Below are 16,216 nucleotides of genomic sequence, written 5' to 3' on the forward strand. Positions count from 1 at the left end.
TTAGACTTAATTATCTTAAATCAGACCTAATTAAAATACTCTGCAATTCTTTCCCCTACTTAATTTAACCCCCTCTTTATTGGCATAAAGCTTAAGGATAAGCCATACGTTTATAGTACGAGCCTTTAAAAGGAGACCCCTGGTATGGAAAAAATATTCAGATTGTTTCCAGATGAAATTCAGTGTTTGCTGCGTAATCTTCCTGCAGCGGTTACTCAATCTATGGAAGAAATAAGAATTAGGATCGAACAGCCACTAGAAATTGTATGTTCAAGCAATCCGATCTATCCATCAGATAAGCCAGTTTCTCCAGAAGAAGCACAAATTGTATTAAATCGATTGAGTCAGCACTCTCTATATGCATTGGAAGAAGAATTGAAACGCGGATATATTACGATTTCTGGTGGTCATCGTGTTGGACTTGCAGGAAAAGTAATAACGGAACAGGGATTCGTAAAAGCAATTAAAGAGATAAGTTCTTTTAATATCAGGATTGCCAGAGAAAAAATAGGTATTGCCGAGCCGCTTATTCCCTATCTTTTTCAAAAAAAATGGCACAATACGTTGTTAATCGGACCTCCGCAAACAGGAAAAACAACACTTTTAAGAGATATCGCCAGAATCGTCAGCAGCGGGATAAAACAAAAAAACATTCCATCATATAAAGTAGGGATCGTGGACGAGCGTTCTGAAATAGCAGGATCTATTAAAGGAATTCCTCAGCATTCACTTGGTAAACGAGTTGATGTGCTCGATGCTTGTCCAAAAGCAGAAGGAATGATGATGCTCATACGCTCGATGAGTCCCCAAGTCTTAATTGTGGATGAAATAGGAAGAAAAGAAGATGGTGAAGCAATCCAGGAAGCTATGCATGCAGGTGTACAGATGATTTTCACCGCTCATGGCAGCAGTTTGGAAGATGCTCTTAAAAGACCGGCGATGAAACCTTTATCTGGTCTTTCATTATTCCAAAGATATGTTATCTTAAGCCGCGAAAAAGGCCCAGGTACGATTCAGCGTATTTATGACGGTTCATTTAATGAGATTTACAGGTCGTCAGGCGGTGCAGCATGTTGAGCTGGTTCGGTGCTATAGCTATATTGTCAGCTACAACGATTTTTGGTTTTGAATGGGCTAAGCGTGTTAGAGAAAGACCAAAACGGCTGCGCGAACTAAAGGTTACCCTGCAAGCACTTGAAGCTGAGATCATGTATGGTTCAACTCCGCTTAGTGAAGCATTCCAGCATATAGGAAAACCTTTAAAAGAGCCGTTAGCTTCTTTTTTTCTTACCATTTCTGACTTGTTAAACGGTGGAGAACATACTGTTCAAGAAGCTTGGGAATGCCAATTGGAGATTTTGGCAAAAGAAACATCATTCAAAAGCGGGGAAATCGAAGTGCTTCGCCAGTTTGGATCTACGCTTGGCAGACATGATAAAGAACATCAGCAGAAGCAGATTCAACTTACTCTAGCCCATCTGAATCGTGAAGAAAAAGAAGCAAGAGATATACAGGAGCGTTATGAAAAAATGTGCAAGAGTCTCGGCGTACTGATGGGACTTTTAATCGTAATCCTTTTAATGTAACAGGGGGAACTTTACATGGGACTTGATGTTAACGCGGTGTTTCAAATCGCTGGTCTAGGCATAATCGTGGCTATGCTGCATACCGTCTTAAAAATGATTGGGAAAGAAGATTATGCACACTGGGTAACGTTATTGGGGTTTGTGGTGGCTTTATTCATGGTGATCACTTTGCTTGATGATCTTTTCCAGAAAGTAAAAGGAGTCTTTTTGTTCCAGAACTAAGGAGGGGGACCAATTGGAAATTATCCAAATCGTTGGTTTTGGACTGGTCGCAGCTTTCTTAGCCTTAGTCCTGAAAGAGCAGAAAGCAAATTTTGCTTTTTTGATCACCCTAATGGTAGGCGCGGGAATATTTTTATTCCTGATTGATAAAATCGGACAGGTTATTACGATGCTTCAAAGGCTGGCAGTTAACGCCAATGTAAATATGGTTTATGTTGAAACACTGTTGAAAATTATTGGAATTGCTTATATTGCAGAATTTGGGGCTCAGATTACGAGAGACGCTGGTCAAGGTGCAATCGCTTCAAAGATCGAGCTTGGAGGAAAGATACTCATTTTAGTCATGGCCATTCCAATTTTAACGGTAATTATTGAAACCGTGCTGACGCTTATTCCCAAATAAGAAAGCGGGTCGTAATGATGAGGAGAAGTATGATGCGGACAAGCTTTTTTGTACTCATATTTGTGATAATGATAATTCTCGGCAGTCCTGCATCTGTTTCTGCAGAATCCATTACTTCTGAAATAGTAGAGCATCAGATCTCATCTATGCAGCTTGATGAAATTAAGGATTTTTGGGACAGCGTCTCTAATGAATACGGAGGCTTCCTGCCAGAGAGCCAGAAAGGCACTTTTTTTGAATTTGTAAAAGGGGATAAAGAATTCTCTATAAAAGCGTACTTTATGGGTCTATTGAAATTTATGTTTCATGAAATGGCTGTTCACGGAAAACTTCTCGGTACACTGATCTTATTGACGGTGTTCAGTATGCTTTTGCAATCTATACAAAATGCATTTGATAAATCAGCAATATCAAAGGTAGCATATGCGATTATCTATATGGTTCTGATCATATTGGCACTAAATAGTTTTCATGTCGCCATCTCGTATGCTGTTGACGCGATAGATACGATGCTTAGTTTTATGATTGCACTTATCCCCCTCCTTCTTGCGTTGATGGCGACTGTAGGAAGTATAGCTTCAGTCGCTTTTTTTCATCCAGTCATCTTATTTTTAGTTAACACCAGTGGTCTGCTGATTAAAAACTTTGTACTACCTCTGCTTTTTTTATCTGCTTTATTAAGTATCGTCTCAACAATGTCGGAACATCACAAAGTTACTCAGTTAGCAAAGCTGCTGAGAAACATCAGCATAGGCTCACTGGCATTCTTCTTTACCATTTTTTTAGGAGTCATGAGTGTTCAGGGGGCAACAGCAGCGGTAGCTGATGGAATTACAATAAAGACTGCAAAATTTATTACTGGCAATTTTATTCCGGTAGTCGGGAGAATGTTTACTGATGCAACCGACACAGTCATGAGTGCCTCTATTCTTCTCAAGAATTCTATCGGAATTATTGGGGCGGCACTCTTATTGATGATTGCTATTTTCCCAGCTATTAAAGTATTAATCTTAGCTTTCATTTATAGTATGGCGTCAGCCTTGCTTCAGCCTCTTGGCGGAGGACCGATCGTAGAGTGTTTAGGAATTATCGGAAAGAGTGTCATGTTTATCTTTGCAGCTCTAATGACGGTGTCTATTATGTTTTTCCTTGCGATTACCATCATAATAGCTGCTGGCAATGTCACATTGATGGTTCGGTAGGGGGGCGTTAATAATGGGATTCTTAACAGAATGGATCACAAACATCATAGTACTCGTTCTTCTCGCAGGAGTAATCGAGCTCTTATTGCCGGGTAACCAATTTCAGAGTTATATCAAGATGGTGATCGGTCTTCTCATTTTGCTAGCCATGCTGTCTCCTCTATTTAAACTATTAAATTCTGACATGGATCAAGTGTTTCAAGCGATGGATCTGCCAGCTGCTGCGAAAGAAGATGAAATAAAAAATTCGATAGAAAAAAATAAAAGTGAAATACAAGGCGCACAACGTGCATATATATTAGAGCAAATGGCTGTCCCAATGAAAGAGAAAGTTCAGGAGGAGTTGAATAAGACGTATGAATTAGAAATAGTCGATCTTCAAATCCACACGAATAGCGGTACGGAGTCTTTAAAGCCTGAAGATATAACAGGTGTAAAAGTTGTACTAGCTAAACATCATGAATCCGCTGGTATCTCAGAAGTATCAGAAGTGGAAGTGAGTATCTCTGATAAAAGAGATCAAGCAGATAAAGGTGAAATTCCTGAAGAAATCGTAGAGTTCTTGGCCAGCCAATGGCAGCTAGATGCAAAGCAGCTTGAGGTGGAAATGGAAGGGGGAGAGGAGTCATCCCAATGAAACATTCATTTTGGGAACAGATAAAAAAATGGCTGCAGCTGAGTGATAAAGCAGGGAATAAACAAAAATACTTACTTGTACTGCTTCTTTTGGGAATCGCTCTTATGTTTATAAGTAAAATGATTGACTCCCCTGCTAAAAATGTTTCCATGCAAACACTTTCTATCAACAAACAGTCGAATGAATCAGAAGCCGTATTCAAGGATACAAAAGAAGTCACCAACAAGAACATTCGATCTTATGAAGACAGATATGCGAATCAGCTAAAAGATCTGTTAGAGCAGATCCAAGGAGTGGAGAGTGCTTCCGTTTATGTAGAACTCGAAACAACGGAGAGAAAAGAAGTTGCAACAGACGAAAACATTCAAAGACAAACAACTTCAGAGACAGATAAAAGTGGAGGGAAACGGACGATTGAAGATCAAAAGACAGAAGAAAAGATTGTGATCGTTCAAAACGATGGAAGAGAAGAACCTATTGTAATAACAACTGAAAAACCGAAAATAAGGGGTATAGCGGTTGTAGCTCAAGGAGCGGAAAACCTGCAAACAAAAGCAATGATCATCGATGTGATAACAAAAGTATTTGATATCGGCAGCCACAATGTATCTGTGGTCCCAAAAAAATACGAGGGGGATTAAAAGAATGTTACTTAAAAAACAAACAGTTTGGCTTTTAACAATGCTTAGTCTGATTATTGTATTGTCAGTGTATTACATTACTGCGCCAGGTGGAACTGATGATCTTGCGTACTTGGAGGCAGGTAAAAAATCTGGTAAGGATGCCACAGTTTCAGGGGTTGCCAACGATGATATGTTCACAGCTCTTCGTTTAGAGCGTGATGAAGTACGTGACGAGATGAGTGCTGATTACGTAGCTGTAGCAGGTTCAGAAGATGCGTCAGCTGAAGTGCAAGCGGAAGCGTGGGCTAAAATGACAGAACTTCAGTCACTTACAATGAAAGAAGCTACTCTCGAAACACTGATCAAATCAATGGGCTTTAAAGATGCACTTGTCAGCACGATGAATAATGAGATCAAAGTTATTGTAAAAGCAGATAAACTATCCAAAAAAGAAGTGGTTGAGATTATGAATTTAGCAAACGAACACCTGGGTAGCAGCAAAACTGTAGCAGTTGAATACCATGCCGCAAAGTAGATTAAAGCCGGAGTGATTCCGGCTTTTTTTATTTTGTGTCATTTCGTGTTATATTTTTAGAAGAATGATATGTATTTCCGGTTTGTATTTATTTTTTATAGGTAAAAATAGAATAATAAAGTATTCATAGCGGTAATCGCTTACAATCTCTTTCTGAATCGTGTACTATTAGATTTGAACATGAAACTAATGTATCCATGAAAAAAGAAATATGGTATATTACTTTTGTTAAGACCTAGTCACAATAGAAGGTGCTAAACCAAAATAACCCTGGATAGGAATGTTTAAAGGAGTCGAGATTTTATGCTGAAAATACAAGAAATCCGAGAACTAATTAAACTTATCGACAAATCAAGTATTAATGAATTCAAATATGAAAATGACGGTTCAAAAATCGTTCTTAAAAAGAATGCTGGAACTGCTGTTTCATACCAGACAGAAGAAGTGCCTGTACAGCCAGTAGTTAATCAAGCACCACCTGCAAGAGAGTCAGCTCCTGCTGCAGAGCCGGTTAAGGCTAGCCCGGAAGTACAGCAAGAGACAAAGGCTTCAGAAGAAGACTCATCATTACATAAAGTAGTTTCACCTATGGTTGGTACTTTCTATGCGGCATCATCTCCAGAAGATGATCCTTTTGTTAAGCCTGGAGACCAAGTATCTAAAGACAGCGTCGTCTGTATCATTGAAGCTATGAAATTGTTTAATGAGATCGAATCCGAAGTGAACGGTGAAATTGTAAAGGTATTGGTGGAGAACGGACAATTAGTAGAATATGGACAACCTCTGTTCCTAGTGAAAGCAGAATAGGAGGGGATGTCGATGATTAATAAGCTATTAGTAGCAAACCGTGGTGAAATTGCAGTACGGATTATTCGAGCATGCAAAGAACTAGGTGTTGAAACAGTAGCCGTTTATTCAGAAGCTGACAAGGATGCATTGCATGTCCGTTTGGCAGATGAGGCTTATTGTATCGGACCTACTGCATCAAAAGACAGTTATTTGAATTTCACAAATATTATGAGTGTCGCTACATTGACAGGTTCAGATGCCATTCATCCTGGATATGGATTTTTAGCTGAAAATGCCGATTTTGCTGAACTTTGCAGAGAATGCAATGTAACATTCGTAGGACCTAGTGCGGAAGCCATCAACAAGATGGGAATTAAAGATGTTGCCAGAGCAACAATGGCAGATGCAGGTGTACCAATCGTTCCCGGTTCTGAGGGGATTATCAGGGACAAGGAAGATGCCATTGAACTCAGCAATAAAATTGGGTACCCCGTCATTATTAAAGCAACTGCCGGCGGCGGGGGAAAAGGTATTCGTGTAGCTAAAAATGAAGCTGAGCTGTTGAAGGGTATCGCTATCACTCAGCAGGAAGCTGCAACTGCTTTCGGAAATCCAGGTGTATATATCGAAAAATACATTGAAGATTTCCGTCATGTGGAAATACAAGTTCTTGCGGATAATTACGGACATGTTATTCATCTCGGAGAAAGGGACTGCAGTATTCAAAGACGCTTACAGAAGCTCCTAGAAGAAACGCCATCTCCTGCGATCAGTCCGGAAAAACGCCAAGAAATGGGAGAAGCAGCTGTTAAGGCTGCTGAAGCCGTTCAATATTCCGGTGCAGGTACCGTTGAGTTTATTTTTGATCATAATACGGGTGAATTTTATTTCATGGAAATGAACACACGTATTCAAGTTGAGCATCCTGTAACAGAAATGGTTACGGGAATCGATCTTATAAAAGAACAGATCAAAGTGGCATCAGGTGAAAAATTAAGATATAAACAGGAAGATATTGAGTTTAATGGATGGTCGATCGAATGCAGAATCAATGCAGAGAATCCAGAAAAGAATTTCATGCCTTCTGCTGGAAAGATTGACATGTATCTGCCTCCTGGTGGACTTGGCGTCCGCGTTGATTCAGCCGTGTATCCTGGATATACAATACCGCCATTCTACGATTCTATGATTGCTAAGGTAATCACTTATGGAAACACTAGGCAAGAAGCGATCAATCGTATGAAGCGCGCATTAAGTGAATTTGTGATTGAAGGAGTCCACACGACCATTCCTTTCCATCTGCGTCTTCTAAACCATGAAACATTTGTGAATGGCGACTTTAATACTAAATTTTTAGAAAATCATGATTTAACTTCAAAAAGTGAATAACAGTGGAGGTGCATAAAATGAATGAACTGTCATTTGAGATGGAGAGCTATTCATCAGAGTTAGGTAAAGTTGAAATCTCACCTGAAGTGATTGAAGTTATTGCAAGTATTGCAGCTTCAGATGTTGAAGGTGTAGCATCCATGAGAGGGAGCTTTGCAAGTGGTGTCGTAGAGCGGCTTGGAAAGAAAACCCATGGTAAAGGCGTTAAAGTAGAGCTGTCCGAGTCAGGTATTTCAATTGATATTTATGTATCTATGAAATATGGCGTTGCGATTCCGGACGTAGCTCAAAAAATCCAAGATTATGTCAGACAGGCATTATTGGACATGACAGCTCTTGAAGCAACGGACATTAATGTTTTCGTAGTAGGCGTTCAATTCGACTCTAAAGAAAAACAGTATGAAGCACCAGAAGTAGATTGATACAGAAATCAAAGGGGGATTCCTCCTTTGATTTTTTTCTTTCTTAGCCTTTTTCTAGGCTTTGTTATTAAAGGCAGTTTTCTCTTGGATCATCATTTGAAAGTTGATTGTAGCGGAGGATGCGAGACTCCTCGAAAATTGAACTTCAAATTTTCTTCGTGCGATGTGTCGCTGCTGTAGCCTTCCTTGTCCTACGGGACGAGCGGTCAGGTGGAGACTCCTAATGGCGCGAAGCGGCAGGAGGCTCACCGCACGCCCCGTGGAAAGCGATTAGCCTGGAGCGGAGATCAACTACATTCAAAAGCAACATTGTATGCCGAAACAGCTTTTTTCTAGATAAAAAACTGAATGTTTTGAAGGGTTTTAGTATTAAATGTTCGGATTGTAACCTCTCCTCTGAATATGGTATTATGCTAGTTAGAAATTGTTCGCATATAGAAAGGAAGTCGAATCATGAAACGTAGACTTGCTAGAGAAAAAGCCTTTCAATCGCTTTTTCAAATTGAAGTGAGTGACATTAGTGTTGAAGAAGCAATGGAGCACGTATTAGAAGGAGAACCATCAGATGATTTTCTAAATGAGATCGTGAATGGAACCGTTGAAAATAAAACAGAGATAGAGAAATTTTTAACTCCTTATTTAGAAAAATGGAGTTTTTCAAGACTTGCCAATGTAGAACGTGTAGTTCTTCAAATGGCAGCATATGAATGGCTCTACATGGATGAAGTTCCGAAAAATGTAACGCTGAACGAGGCGATAGAAACTGCTAAAATATTTGGCGGTGAGGAAGCAGGACGCTTCGTCAATGGTGTATTAGGAAAGATAATCTCAGATATCCGAAAAAAATAATAATTTTTGAGGGGGAACTAGAATGACTGTATTAGATGGAAAGCAAATTGCAAAAGAGATAAGAGAGCAGCTGGCTAGAGAGATACAGGAACTGAAGCTGGAAGGAAATGTTCCTGGACTGGCTGTTATTCTAGTAGGCGATCACCCTGCATCACGTTCATATGTTCTTGCAAAAGAAAGAACATGTAAAGAATTAGGGATGCATTCAGTATTAACTGAATTGCCAGAGTCCATTTCTGAAAATGATTTGTTAGACTGCATTCAATCCTTTAACAATGATGAACAGATCGACGGAATTCTTGTTCAGCTCCCCTTACCCTCACATATAAGTGAATCAAAAGTTATTGAAACAATCCTGCCTGAAAAAGATGTTGATGGCTTTCATCCAATAAATATCGGAAGAATGCATGCTGGTGACGAGCATGCGTTTATTCCATGTACACCACTTGGAATATTAGAGATGGTTAAACAGACAGGTGAAGAGATTTCTGGAAAGCATGTAGTTGTGGTTGGTAGAAGCAACTTAGTAGGGAAACCTGCAGGGCAGCTATTTTTGCAAGAGAACGCAACTGTAACGTTTTGCCATTCAAGAACAAAAAATCTGGCAGCACAGACACAGCAAGCTGATATTTTAATTGCCGCGGTAGGAAAACCAAATATTATTACCGAAGATATGGTTAAGCCTGGTGCAGTTGTTATTGACGTAGGTGTAAACCGTCTTGAGAACGGTAAATTATGCGGGGATGTAGATTTTGAAGCTATTAAGCCAAAAGCAAAACATATTACTCCTGTTCCAGGGGGAGTAGGTCCAATGACAATCACGATGCTGATGAATAACACTGTGCTTGCTTCAAAATGGAGAAAGAAGACAAAGGAAGTTCACTAATGCAAAACGATCGGTATGTACCAATATCTGCTGTAACCAGATATATTAAACGGTTATTTGAAAATGACGGCAACCTGCAGGATGTATGGGTTAAAGGCGAGTTATCAAATGTAAAGCTGCATAGCAGAGGTCATCTGTATTTCACTTTAAAAGATGCAAATAGCAGAGTAAGCGCAGTTATGTTTGCTGGGAATAACAAATATTTAAACTTTAAGCCTGAAGAAGGCATGAATGTTTTGATTCAAGGTTCTTTTTCCGTATATGAACCCCAAGGACAATATCAGCTTTATGCAAGAACGATGCAGCAGGATGGTGTTGGCAATCTGTTTTTAGCATATGAAGCATTGAAGAACAAGCTTGAGCATGAAGGGCTTTTTGATGCTTCCCGCAAAAAGATGCTGCCAAAGTTTCCAAAAAGAATCGGAGTTATCACCTCCCCAACAGGAGCTGCGGTCAGGGATATCATCACTACGATAAAACGCCGTTTTCCTTTAGCGATCGTTACGCTGTTTCCAGTTCTCGTACAAGGACCGGGTGCTGCTCCATCCATTGTTCGCGCTATTGAACAAGCGAACGAAACAAGTGAAGCAGATGTATTGATCGTTGGCCGTGGCGGAGGTTCGATCGAAGAGTTGTGGGCATTCAACGAAGAAATCGTTGCACGTGCAATTTCTTTTTCACGATTACCTGTTATTTCTGCAGTTGGGCATGAAACAGATTTTACGATTGCTGATTTTGTAGCTGATCTTAGAGCGCCGACTCCAACCGCAGCAGCTGAGTTAGCTGTTCCACATTTGGATGAACTCAGAGACCGGTTGCACCAAAGAAGTGTAAGACTGAAAAGAGTTGTGGGAGATTTTTTAGCTGGCCATCAGCACCACTTAAGCCGTCTTCAGAAATCATATGCTTTTAAATATCCGACTCAGCTTGTAAAGCAAAAGGAACAGGAACTGGACAGGCATATCGATAAGCTCAAAAGAACGGCAGAAACCTTCCTTGGAGAGCATCAGAGGGGATTAACTCAAATACAGCGTCAGCTAGCACTGTTCTCGCCAGCTGGCCAGCTGCAAAAAGCAAATGAAAAAGTAAATGTGCTTCATAAGAACTTAATGAAAGAAACAAACAGGCATATAAGACAGCACCAAACGAACTTTTCCAATAAAATTTCAAGACTGTCTGCATTAAATCCGTTAGCTGTAATGGATAGAGGATACAGTCTTACTTATAAAAAAGGAAAAAACGAACTCGTCAAATCAGTAAAACAAGTTAACTCTGGTGAGTCGTTAACGATAAAACTTAAAGACGGGCAGATTGATTGTCACATCACTGGAACGGAGGTTCTTTAACCAATGGCTGAAAAAACGGAAAAAAAGTTAACATTTGAAGATGCAATGGTACAGCTTGAAGAAATTGTTGAGAAACTTGAACAAGGTGATGTTCCACTAGAAGAAAGTATTGATCTTTATCAGCAGGGAATGAAGCTTTCAAAGCTATGTCATACAAAGCTTAAAAATGTTGAAAAGAAAATGGATACGATCATGCATGAAGATGGGAAGGAAGAACCATTCGTCATCCAGGAGGAAGATCATTGATTGATTTTGAACAATATCTGCAGGATAAGAAACAGTTAGTAGAAGATCGGATGCTTGGTTATCTTAATGGACTTAATGCTCCGGCTACTTTAAAAGATTCTATGCTTTATTCCATTTCTGCAGGAGGAAAAAGATTGCGCCCGATATTAGCTCTTGCAGTCATGGAATCCTTTCAAAAAGACCCGGAATTTGTTTTAGATGCAGCTTGCGCCATTGAGTTTGTACATACGTATTCTCTTATACATGATGACCTGCCATCTATGGATAATGATGATTTTAGAAGGGGAAAGCTTACTTCCCATAAAGTGTTTGGTGAAGCGCAGGCCATTTTAGCAGGAGATGCCCTATTAACAGAGAGTTTCTCAATGGTTACGGACAATGTATTCCTTAATGCAGACCAAAAGGTGAAATTGCTTTCCGTTCTTTCTCGTGCAGCTGGTGCAGAAGGCATGGTTGGCGGACAGGTAGAAGATCTTGAAGGGGAAAATAAAGAACTTACCCTCAAAGAACTTGAGAGCATTCATGAAAAGAAAACAGGTAAAATGCTGGAGTGCTCTGTATTAACTGGAGGAATTGCGGCTGATGCGACTGAAGGGGAGCTTTTAGCTTTACAGTTATATGCTCGGCATATAGGAATCGCATTTCAGATTCAAGATGATATATTGGATATTACAGGTAATCAGGATGAACTTGGCAAGCCGGTCGGCAGTGATGAAGCAAACTTGAAGACGACATATCCGAAATTACTGGGTCTTGATGGCGCACAAAAAGAAATGAAAAATCATATTCGGGTTTCTTTGGAACATTTAGGTAAAATCAATAGAAATACAGGCATATTAGCTTCGATTGCGGACTACATTATAAAAAGAAATCACTAAGAGATTGTTGAGCAATTGGAAGTATGATATGATATTATTTGCTTTGGAGTGGTGCAGTATTCTAGTCAGCCCCCCGTTCCTGAAGGCGGGCCTAAAAATCCGCCAAAGGGCACATCGATGAAGTTCCTTGTGTTGGCTTGAGGCGCCCAGCCTTGGGTTAACGCTGGGAGTTAAGGTTGAAGGGCGATCCACAATGGCATGTGGGCGATGACCCTTCTTCCGCGGAGGCCCCCATATTTGCGGTTTGTGTTCAAAAGACCTTACTGCGAAATGGGGTTTGAACCTGCTTTGCCGCTTTTCTTGATCTTCAGGAAAAGAAAAGGCGAGCAGCGTAGCCTGCCTTGAGTGGTGCTAGAGGGGATTATGGTGTGAAAAGCCTGTATCGGTTGGCCGCTGATTTTGAGCTTTATACCATATGAAATCTACTCTGCAAAAGAGGCTAGGGAATGTGCGAAGGGCTGTTGAGGAAAACTCCTAGACTGTTCTGCTATCTAGACACCTGTTAGGGATTATAGTGCGGACTAAGTGGTAATCTAGTCTAACGTTTGGTGACAGCGTTAAGAAGAGAGTAAAGGGAAACCGCGAATATGGCGACATTTCGTACTCTTCTGGGAAAACCTACTGGACCTAAGCCGCAGTCTTTACTTAATAAGGTGACCACTCCTTATTACATAAAGTTACCAAAAAAGAAGGAGTTATGCATGAAGCATTCCTTTTCTAAAACACTTAAATGGAGTACAAGCATTGCCGTTATCACTCTTGTGTTAGCGGCTATTTTTACAGTTGTCTCTTCTGCCCTCCTTAACGGTGTTTCGTGGGGCATCGGGATGGGAATCGTCTTTCTAATCGTGTTAACAGGTGTAATCTTTGATATTATCGGAGTAGCATCCACAGCAGCTCAAGAAGTTCCATTTCACGCCATGGCTTCAGAAAAAGTGCCAGGTGCTAGGCATGCTATTCTAATAACAAGGAACGCTGACCGTGTAGCGAACTTTTGTAATGACGTAATTGGGGATATATCTGGTATAGTTAGTGGTACAGCATCTGCTGCCGTGGTGGTAGAGCTAACGCTTTCAATGGGGCAGAATAATGGTTCAAAGCTCGAATACTTGATTACAATTATCTTCACAAGTGTTGTTGCTGCACTGACAGTCGGCGGTAAAGCACTGGGTAAATCTTATGCGATCAATCACTCAACCTTTATTATTTTTCAGGTTGGGCGTTTATTATATTTTATAGAGGAAAAATTAAGAATTAAACTGCTATCGCCTGCTAAGAAAGAGAAAAAAAGGCGTTAATGGAAAGAGAGGCATATTCCATGAACCTGGAAGACATTCAGAATCCTCATTTTTTAAAATCATATGAGACTGAACAATTAAATAAATTAGCCGGTGATATCCGTTCTTTTCTAATCGAGAAACTTTCTGTAAGAGGTGGTCACTTAGGTCCTAACCTCGGAGTTGTTGAATTGACACTTGCTATGCATAAGGTATTCGAGAGCCCGAAAGATAAATTCATTTGGGATGTCGGGCATCAGGCGTATGTTCATAAAATTCTGACAGGAAGAGCATCTCAGTTCGATACGCTGCGCCAGTATAAAGGCTTGTGCGGATTTCCTAAGAGAATTGAAAGTGAACATGACGTATGGGAAACAGGACATAGTTCAACATCTCTTTCTGCTGCAATGGGAATGGCAATTGCACGTGATCTTAAAAAGACGGATGACAAAGTGATTGCAGTAATCGGAGACGGTGCGTTAACAGGCGGGATGGCTCTGGAAGCATTGAATCATATTGGCCATGAAAAGAAAGACCTGATTGTCATCTTAAACGATAACGAAATGTCCATTGCACCAAATGTCGGTGCTCTGCACAACGTTCTTGGACGCATGCGGACAGCGAGAAAGTACAATAAAGCCAAGGATGAACTTGAAGCATTAATCCGTAAGATCCCTGCGTTTGGAGGCAAGCTTGCCGCTACTGCGGAACGTGTTAAAGACAGCTTAAAATATCTATTAGTGTCAGGCATGTTCTTTGAAGAGCTTGGATATACGTACTTAGGTCCTGTAGACGGGCACGACTTGGACGACTTGATTGAAAACCTTTCATATGCAAAGAAAACAAAAGGTCCAGTTATCATTCATGTCCTTACAAAGAAAGGTAAAGGATATGAGCCTGCTGAAAGTGATAAAAAGGACAGCTGGCATGGTGTTGGACCATATAAGATCGAGTCCGGTGAACAAATAAAACCACAACAGACAGGTCCTTCTTACAGTGGTGTTGTAAGTAAAACATTAGAAACGCTCTCACATAAAGATCAGAGAATAGCAGTTATTACACCGGCGATGACAATCGGTTCTAAACTTGTGGACTATGGAAAAGTTTTTCCAGACCGCCTGTTTGATGTAGGGATTGCTGAACAGCATGCAACTACTATGGCCGCAGGACTTGCCACCCAAAACATGAAACCGGTGCTTTCTATCTACTCAACTTTCTTGCAGCGGGGATACGACCAGGTTGTTCATGATGTTGCGCGGCAAAACTTGAATGTACTATTTACTATTGACCGTTCAGGTTTAGTTGGTGCTGATGGTGAAACACACCAGGGTGTTTTTGATATTGCATTTTTGCGCCATATACCAAACATGGTGCTAATGATGGGTAAAGATGAAAACGAACTTCAGCATATGGTATATTCAGCGCTAAAATATGAAGATGGTCCAATCGCTATCCGTTTCCCGAGAGGCAATGGAACTGGTGTTCAAATGGACGAAGAGTTTGAAAATATTCCAATTGGATCATGGGAAGTCTTAAAAGAAGGCGATGATGTTGCCATTCTTACTTTTGGAACAACGATACCAATGGCGCTTGAGGCTTGGGAAATTCTCGCGAAATCTGGAGTATCTGCCCGGGTTATTAACGCACGGTTCATTAAGCCGCTTGATTTTAAAATGCTGAACGAATTGTATGCTCAAAACTTGCCGATTCTTACTGTGGAAGAAGCAATTTTGCAAGGCGGGTTTGGAAGTGCTGTACTTGAGCATGCTGCTGACAATCAAGCGAATGTATTAATAGACCGCATGGGCATCCCTGACTGCTTTATCGAACACGGAAGTGTAACGAAACTTCTTGAAGAGATTGGTTTAACAACTCCGGATCTGGTTGAACGTGTTAAAAAGCTGGTTAAGAGAAAAGCGGAAAAGGGTCTTTTTACATGAAGAAAGAACGTGTAGATATATTGCTTGTCAGCCGCGGTTTGTGCGAAACAAGAGAAAAAGCTAAAAGGTCTGTAATGGCAGGCCTTGTTTATTCTGGCACTACACGGATGGACAAGCCTGGAGAAAAAATTGAAACAGATGCCCCTTTAAATGTTAAAGGCGATTTAATTCCTTATGTGGGAAGAGGCGGTTTAAAGTTAGAGAAAGCATTAAAAGTCTTTTCTTTTGATGTTAACGATAAAACAGGTATGGATATCGGTGCTTCCACTGGCGGCTTTACGGATTGTGCCTTGCAGAATGGAGCTAAATTTATCTATGCCATCGATGTGGGCTACAACCAGTTAGCCTGGAAACTGCGTAATGATCCTCGTGTTGCAGTAATGGAAAGAACTAATTTCCGTTATGTAACTCCTGATCAGCTTGAAGATGGCATTCCGGAGTTCGCTACAATTGATGTTTCCTTTATCTCACTGAGAATCATACTTCCAGTTCTCGCTCAGCTAATGAAAGAAGGAGAAGTAATAGCTCTGATTAAACCTCAATTTGAAGCTGGCAGAGAAGAAGTAGGTAAAAAAGGAATTGTCAGAGATCCGAAAGTTCACGAAAGAGTTATTTTTGAAATCGTTGAATTCGCGAAAAAAACAGGCATCAATCCTATAGATTTATCTTATTCTCCAATAACAGGTGGAGACGGCAATATTGAATTTCTTCTTCATGGTGAAGTAAATAAAGAGGAAAGATCAGCGATCTCTGACGTAAGAATTAAAGAAGTGGTTATTGAAGCACATAATACTTTTAAAAAAGAGCGGGAATAGCTAAAGTCCTGCTCTTTTTTAGTTGTTCATTTAGTTGTATTCTCTTCATCGTTAATTAGTGGAGCGGAAATCAACATCTTTTAAAGCAAAAAGAATACGTAAAAAGCCTTTTCTTTTTATTCCATTAATGAAAAATTTACATCCTATGCACAATAGTATAAGATAAAGGCA

The 16,216-nt window shown here is 40.3% G+C and carries 19 protein-coding genes; all 19 read left to right on the forward strand.

Features of this window, described 5'->3' with window-relative positions:
- Positions 1 to 144 precede the first annotated feature (144 nt).
- The 19 genes from spoIIIAA (at position 145) to EV282_RS07415 (ending at position 16,045) form a co-directional block, all read left to right on the forward strand.
- A complete protein-coding gene (gene spoIIIAA, locus EV282_RS07325) occupies positions 145 to 1,077 on the forward strand; it encodes a stage III sporulation protein AA (RefSeq protein ID WP_130295018.1) in 933 nt (310 codons plus the stop codon).
- Positions 1,071 to 1,586 carry a stage III sporulation protein SpoIIIAB gene (spoIIIAB, locus tag EV282_RS07330; protein ID WP_130295020.1) on the forward strand — a complete coding sequence of 172 codons (516 nt, stop codon included), beginning with the start codon at positions 1,071 to 1,073 and terminating at the stop codon, positions 1,584 to 1,586. Before spoIIIAA ends, spoIIIAB begins: the two co-directional genes overlap by 7 nt.
- A 15-nt stretch (positions 1,587 to 1,601) precedes the next feature.
- A complete protein-coding gene (spoIIIAC, locus tag EV282_RS07335) occupies positions 1,602 to 1,808 on the forward strand; it encodes a stage III sporulation protein AC (RefSeq protein ID WP_066290831.1) in 207 nt (68 codons plus the stop codon).
- Between the two features lie 13 nt (positions 1,809 to 1,821).
- Positions 1,822 to 2,211, forward strand: a complete 390-nt coding sequence (gene spoIIIAD, locus EV282_RS07340; protein ID WP_066290828.1) for a stage III sporulation protein AD — start codon at positions 1,822 to 1,824, stop codon at positions 2,209 to 2,211.
- 32 nt (positions 2,212 to 2,243) lie between these two features.
- Positions 2,244 to 3,413, forward strand: a complete 1,170-nt coding sequence (gene spoIIIAE, locus EV282_RS07345) for a stage III sporulation protein AE (protein ID WP_278043766.1) — start codon at positions 2,244 to 2,246, stop codon at positions 3,411 to 3,413.
- 13 nt (positions 3,414 to 3,426) lie between these two features.
- On the forward strand, positions 3,427 to 4,050 hold the full coding sequence (spoIIIAF, locus tag EV282_RS07350; protein ID WP_130295024.1) for a stage III sporulation protein AF: 624 nt from the start codon (positions 3,427 to 3,429) through the stop codon (positions 4,048 to 4,050).
- A complete protein-coding gene (spoIIIAG, locus tag EV282_RS07355) occupies positions 4,047 to 4,691 on the forward strand; it encodes a stage III sporulation protein AG (RefSeq protein ID WP_130295026.1) in 645 nt (214 codons plus the stop codon). Before spoIIIAF ends, spoIIIAG begins: the two co-directional genes overlap by 4 nt.
- A gap of 4 nt (positions 4,692 to 4,695) precedes the next feature.
- The gene (locus EV282_RS07360; protein WP_066290819.1) at positions 4,696 to 5,208 is read left to right on the forward strand and encodes a SpoIIIAH-like family protein; all 513 of its coding nucleotides are present in this window, start codon (positions 4,696 to 4,698) and stop codon (positions 5,206 to 5,208) included.
- A gap of 303 nt (positions 5,209 to 5,511) precedes the next feature.
- The gene (gene accB / locus EV282_RS07365; RefSeq protein WP_130295028.1) at positions 5,512 to 6,015 is read left to right on the forward strand and encodes an acetyl-CoA carboxylase biotin carboxyl carrier protein; all 504 of its coding nucleotides are present in this window, start codon (positions 5,512 to 5,514) and stop codon (positions 6,013 to 6,015) included.
- A 12-nt stretch (positions 6,016 to 6,027) separates the two neighbouring features.
- Positions 6,028 to 7,386, forward strand: a complete 1,359-nt coding sequence (gene accC / locus EV282_RS07370; RefSeq protein WP_130295030.1) for an acetyl-CoA carboxylase biotin carboxylase subunit — start codon at positions 6,028 to 6,030, stop codon at positions 7,384 to 7,386.
- Between the two features lie 17 nt (positions 7,387 to 7,403).
- Positions 7,404 to 7,808 (forward strand): Asp23/Gls24 family envelope stress response protein, encoded by a 405-nt coding sequence (locus tag EV282_RS07375; RefSeq protein ID WP_066290809.1) that lies wholly within the window; start codon positions 7,404 to 7,406, stop codon positions 7,806 to 7,808.
- 453 nt (positions 7,809 to 8,261) lie between these two features.
- The gene (gene nusB, locus EV282_RS07380; protein ID WP_130295032.1) at positions 8,262 to 8,657 is read left to right on the forward strand and encodes a transcription antitermination factor NusB; all 396 of its coding nucleotides are present in this window, start codon (positions 8,262 to 8,264) and stop codon (positions 8,655 to 8,657) included.
- A gap of 22 nt (positions 8,658 to 8,679) precedes the next feature.
- Positions 8,680 to 9,543, forward strand: a complete 864-nt coding sequence (gene folD, locus EV282_RS07385) for a bifunctional methylenetetrahydrofolate dehydrogenase/methenyltetrahydrofolate cyclohydrolase FolD (protein ID WP_130295034.1) — start codon at positions 8,680 to 8,682, stop codon at positions 9,541 to 9,543.
- Positions 9,543 to 10,889, forward strand: a complete 1,347-nt coding sequence (gene xseA, locus EV282_RS07390; RefSeq protein ID WP_130295036.1) for an exodeoxyribonuclease VII large subunit — start codon at positions 9,543 to 9,545, stop codon at positions 10,887 to 10,889. Before folD ends, xseA begins: the two co-directional genes overlap by 1 nt.
- Before the next feature lie 3 nt (positions 10,890 to 10,892).
- Positions 10,893 to 11,135 carry an exodeoxyribonuclease VII small subunit gene (locus EV282_RS07395; protein WP_066290797.1) on the forward strand — a complete coding sequence of 81 codons (243 nt, stop codon included), beginning with the start codon at positions 10,893 to 10,895 and terminating at the stop codon, positions 11,133 to 11,135.
- Positions 11,132 to 12,013 carry a polyprenyl synthetase family protein gene (locus EV282_RS07400; RefSeq protein ID WP_347400183.1) on the forward strand — a complete coding sequence of 294 codons (882 nt, stop codon included), beginning with the start codon at positions 11,132 to 11,134 and terminating at the stop codon, positions 12,011 to 12,013. The genes EV282_RS07395 and EV282_RS07400 overlap by 4 nt, the downstream gene beginning before the upstream one ends.
- A 701-nt stretch (positions 12,014 to 12,714) precedes the next feature.
- Positions 12,715 to 13,311 carry a hypothetical protein gene (locus EV282_RS07405; RefSeq protein WP_130295038.1) on the forward strand — a complete coding sequence of 199 codons (597 nt, stop codon included), beginning with the start codon at positions 12,715 to 12,717 and terminating at the stop codon, positions 13,309 to 13,311.
- A gap of 20 nt (positions 13,312 to 13,331) precedes the next feature.
- Complete coding sequence (dxs, locus tag EV282_RS07410; RefSeq protein ID WP_130295040.1) at positions 13,332 to 15,230, forward strand: 1-deoxy-D-xylulose-5-phosphate synthase; 1,899 nt, start codon at positions 13,332 to 13,334, stop codon at positions 15,228 to 15,230.
- Complete coding sequence (locus EV282_RS07415) at positions 15,227 to 16,045, forward strand: TlyA family RNA methyltransferase (protein ID WP_130295042.1); 819 nt, start codon at positions 15,227 to 15,229, stop codon at positions 16,043 to 16,045. The genes dxs and EV282_RS07415 overlap by 4 nt, the downstream gene beginning before the upstream one ends.
- The last annotated feature ends 171 nt before the right edge of the window (positions 16,046 to 16,216 follow it).

The organism is Fictibacillus sp. BK138 (assembly GCF_004216955.1).
Classification (GTDB): Bacteria; Bacillota; Bacilli; order Bacillales; family Fictibacillaceae; genus Fictibacillus.

Excerpts from the sequence above, each read along its gene's own strand:
- spoIIIAA (WP_130295018.1), top strand. The coding sequence starts at position 145 with ATGGAAAAAATATTCAGATTGTTTCCAGATGAAATTCAGTGTTTGCTG.
- spoIIIAB (WP_130295020.1), top strand. The coding sequence starts at position 1,071 with ATGTTGAGCTGGTTCGGTGCTATAGCTATATTGTCAGCTACAACGATT.
- spoIIIAC (WP_066290831.1), top strand. The coding sequence starts at position 1,602 with ATGGGACTTGATGTTAACGCGGTGTTTCAAATCGCTGGTCTAGGCATA.
- spoIIIAE (WP_278043766.1), top strand. The coding sequence starts at position 2,244 with ATGCGGACAAGCTTTTTTGTACTCATATTTGTGATAATGATAATTCTC.
- spoIIIAF (WP_130295024.1), top strand. The coding sequence starts at position 3,427 with ATGGGATTCTTAACAGAATGGATCACAAACATCATAGTACTCGTTCTT.
- spoIIIAG (WP_130295026.1), top strand. The coding sequence starts at position 4,047 with ATGAAACATTCATTTTGGGAACAGATAAAAAAATGGCTGCAGCTGAGT.
- EV282_RS07360 (WP_066290819.1), top strand. The coding sequence starts at position 4,696 with ATGTTACTTAAAAAACAAACAGTTTGGCTTTTAACAATGCTTAGTCTG.
- accB (WP_130295028.1), top strand. The coding sequence starts at position 5,512 with ATGCTGAAAATACAAGAAATCCGAGAACTAATTAAACTTATCGACAAA.
- accC (WP_130295030.1), top strand. The coding sequence starts at position 6,028 with ATGATTAATAAGCTATTAGTAGCAAACCGTGGTGAAATTGCAGTACGG.
- EV282_RS07375 (WP_066290809.1), top strand. The coding sequence starts at position 7,404 with ATGAATGAACTGTCATTTGAGATGGAGAGCTATTCATCAGAGTTAGGT.
- nusB (WP_130295032.1), top strand. The coding sequence starts at position 8,262 with ATGAAACGTAGACTTGCTAGAGAAAAAGCCTTTCAATCGCTTTTTCAA.
- folD (WP_130295034.1), top strand. The coding sequence starts at position 8,680 with ATGACTGTATTAGATGGAAAGCAAATTGCAAAAGAGATAAGAGAGCAG.
- xseA (WP_130295036.1), top strand. The coding sequence starts at position 9,543 with ATGCAAAACGATCGGTATGTACCAATATCTGCTGTAACCAGATATATT.
- EV282_RS07395 (WP_066290797.1), top strand. The coding sequence starts at position 10,893 with ATGGCTGAAAAAACGGAAAAAAAGTTAACATTTGAAGATGCAATGGTA.
- EV282_RS07405 (WP_130295038.1), top strand. The coding sequence starts at position 12,715 with ATGAAGCATTCCTTTTCTAAAACACTTAAATGGAGTACAAGCATTGCC.
- dxs (WP_130295040.1), top strand. The coding sequence starts at position 13,332 with ATGAACCTGGAAGACATTCAGAATCCTCATTTTTTAAAATCATATGAG.
- EV282_RS07415 (WP_130295042.1), top strand. The coding sequence starts at position 15,227 with ATGAAGAAAGAACGTGTAGATATATTGCTTGTCAGCCGCGGTTTGTGC.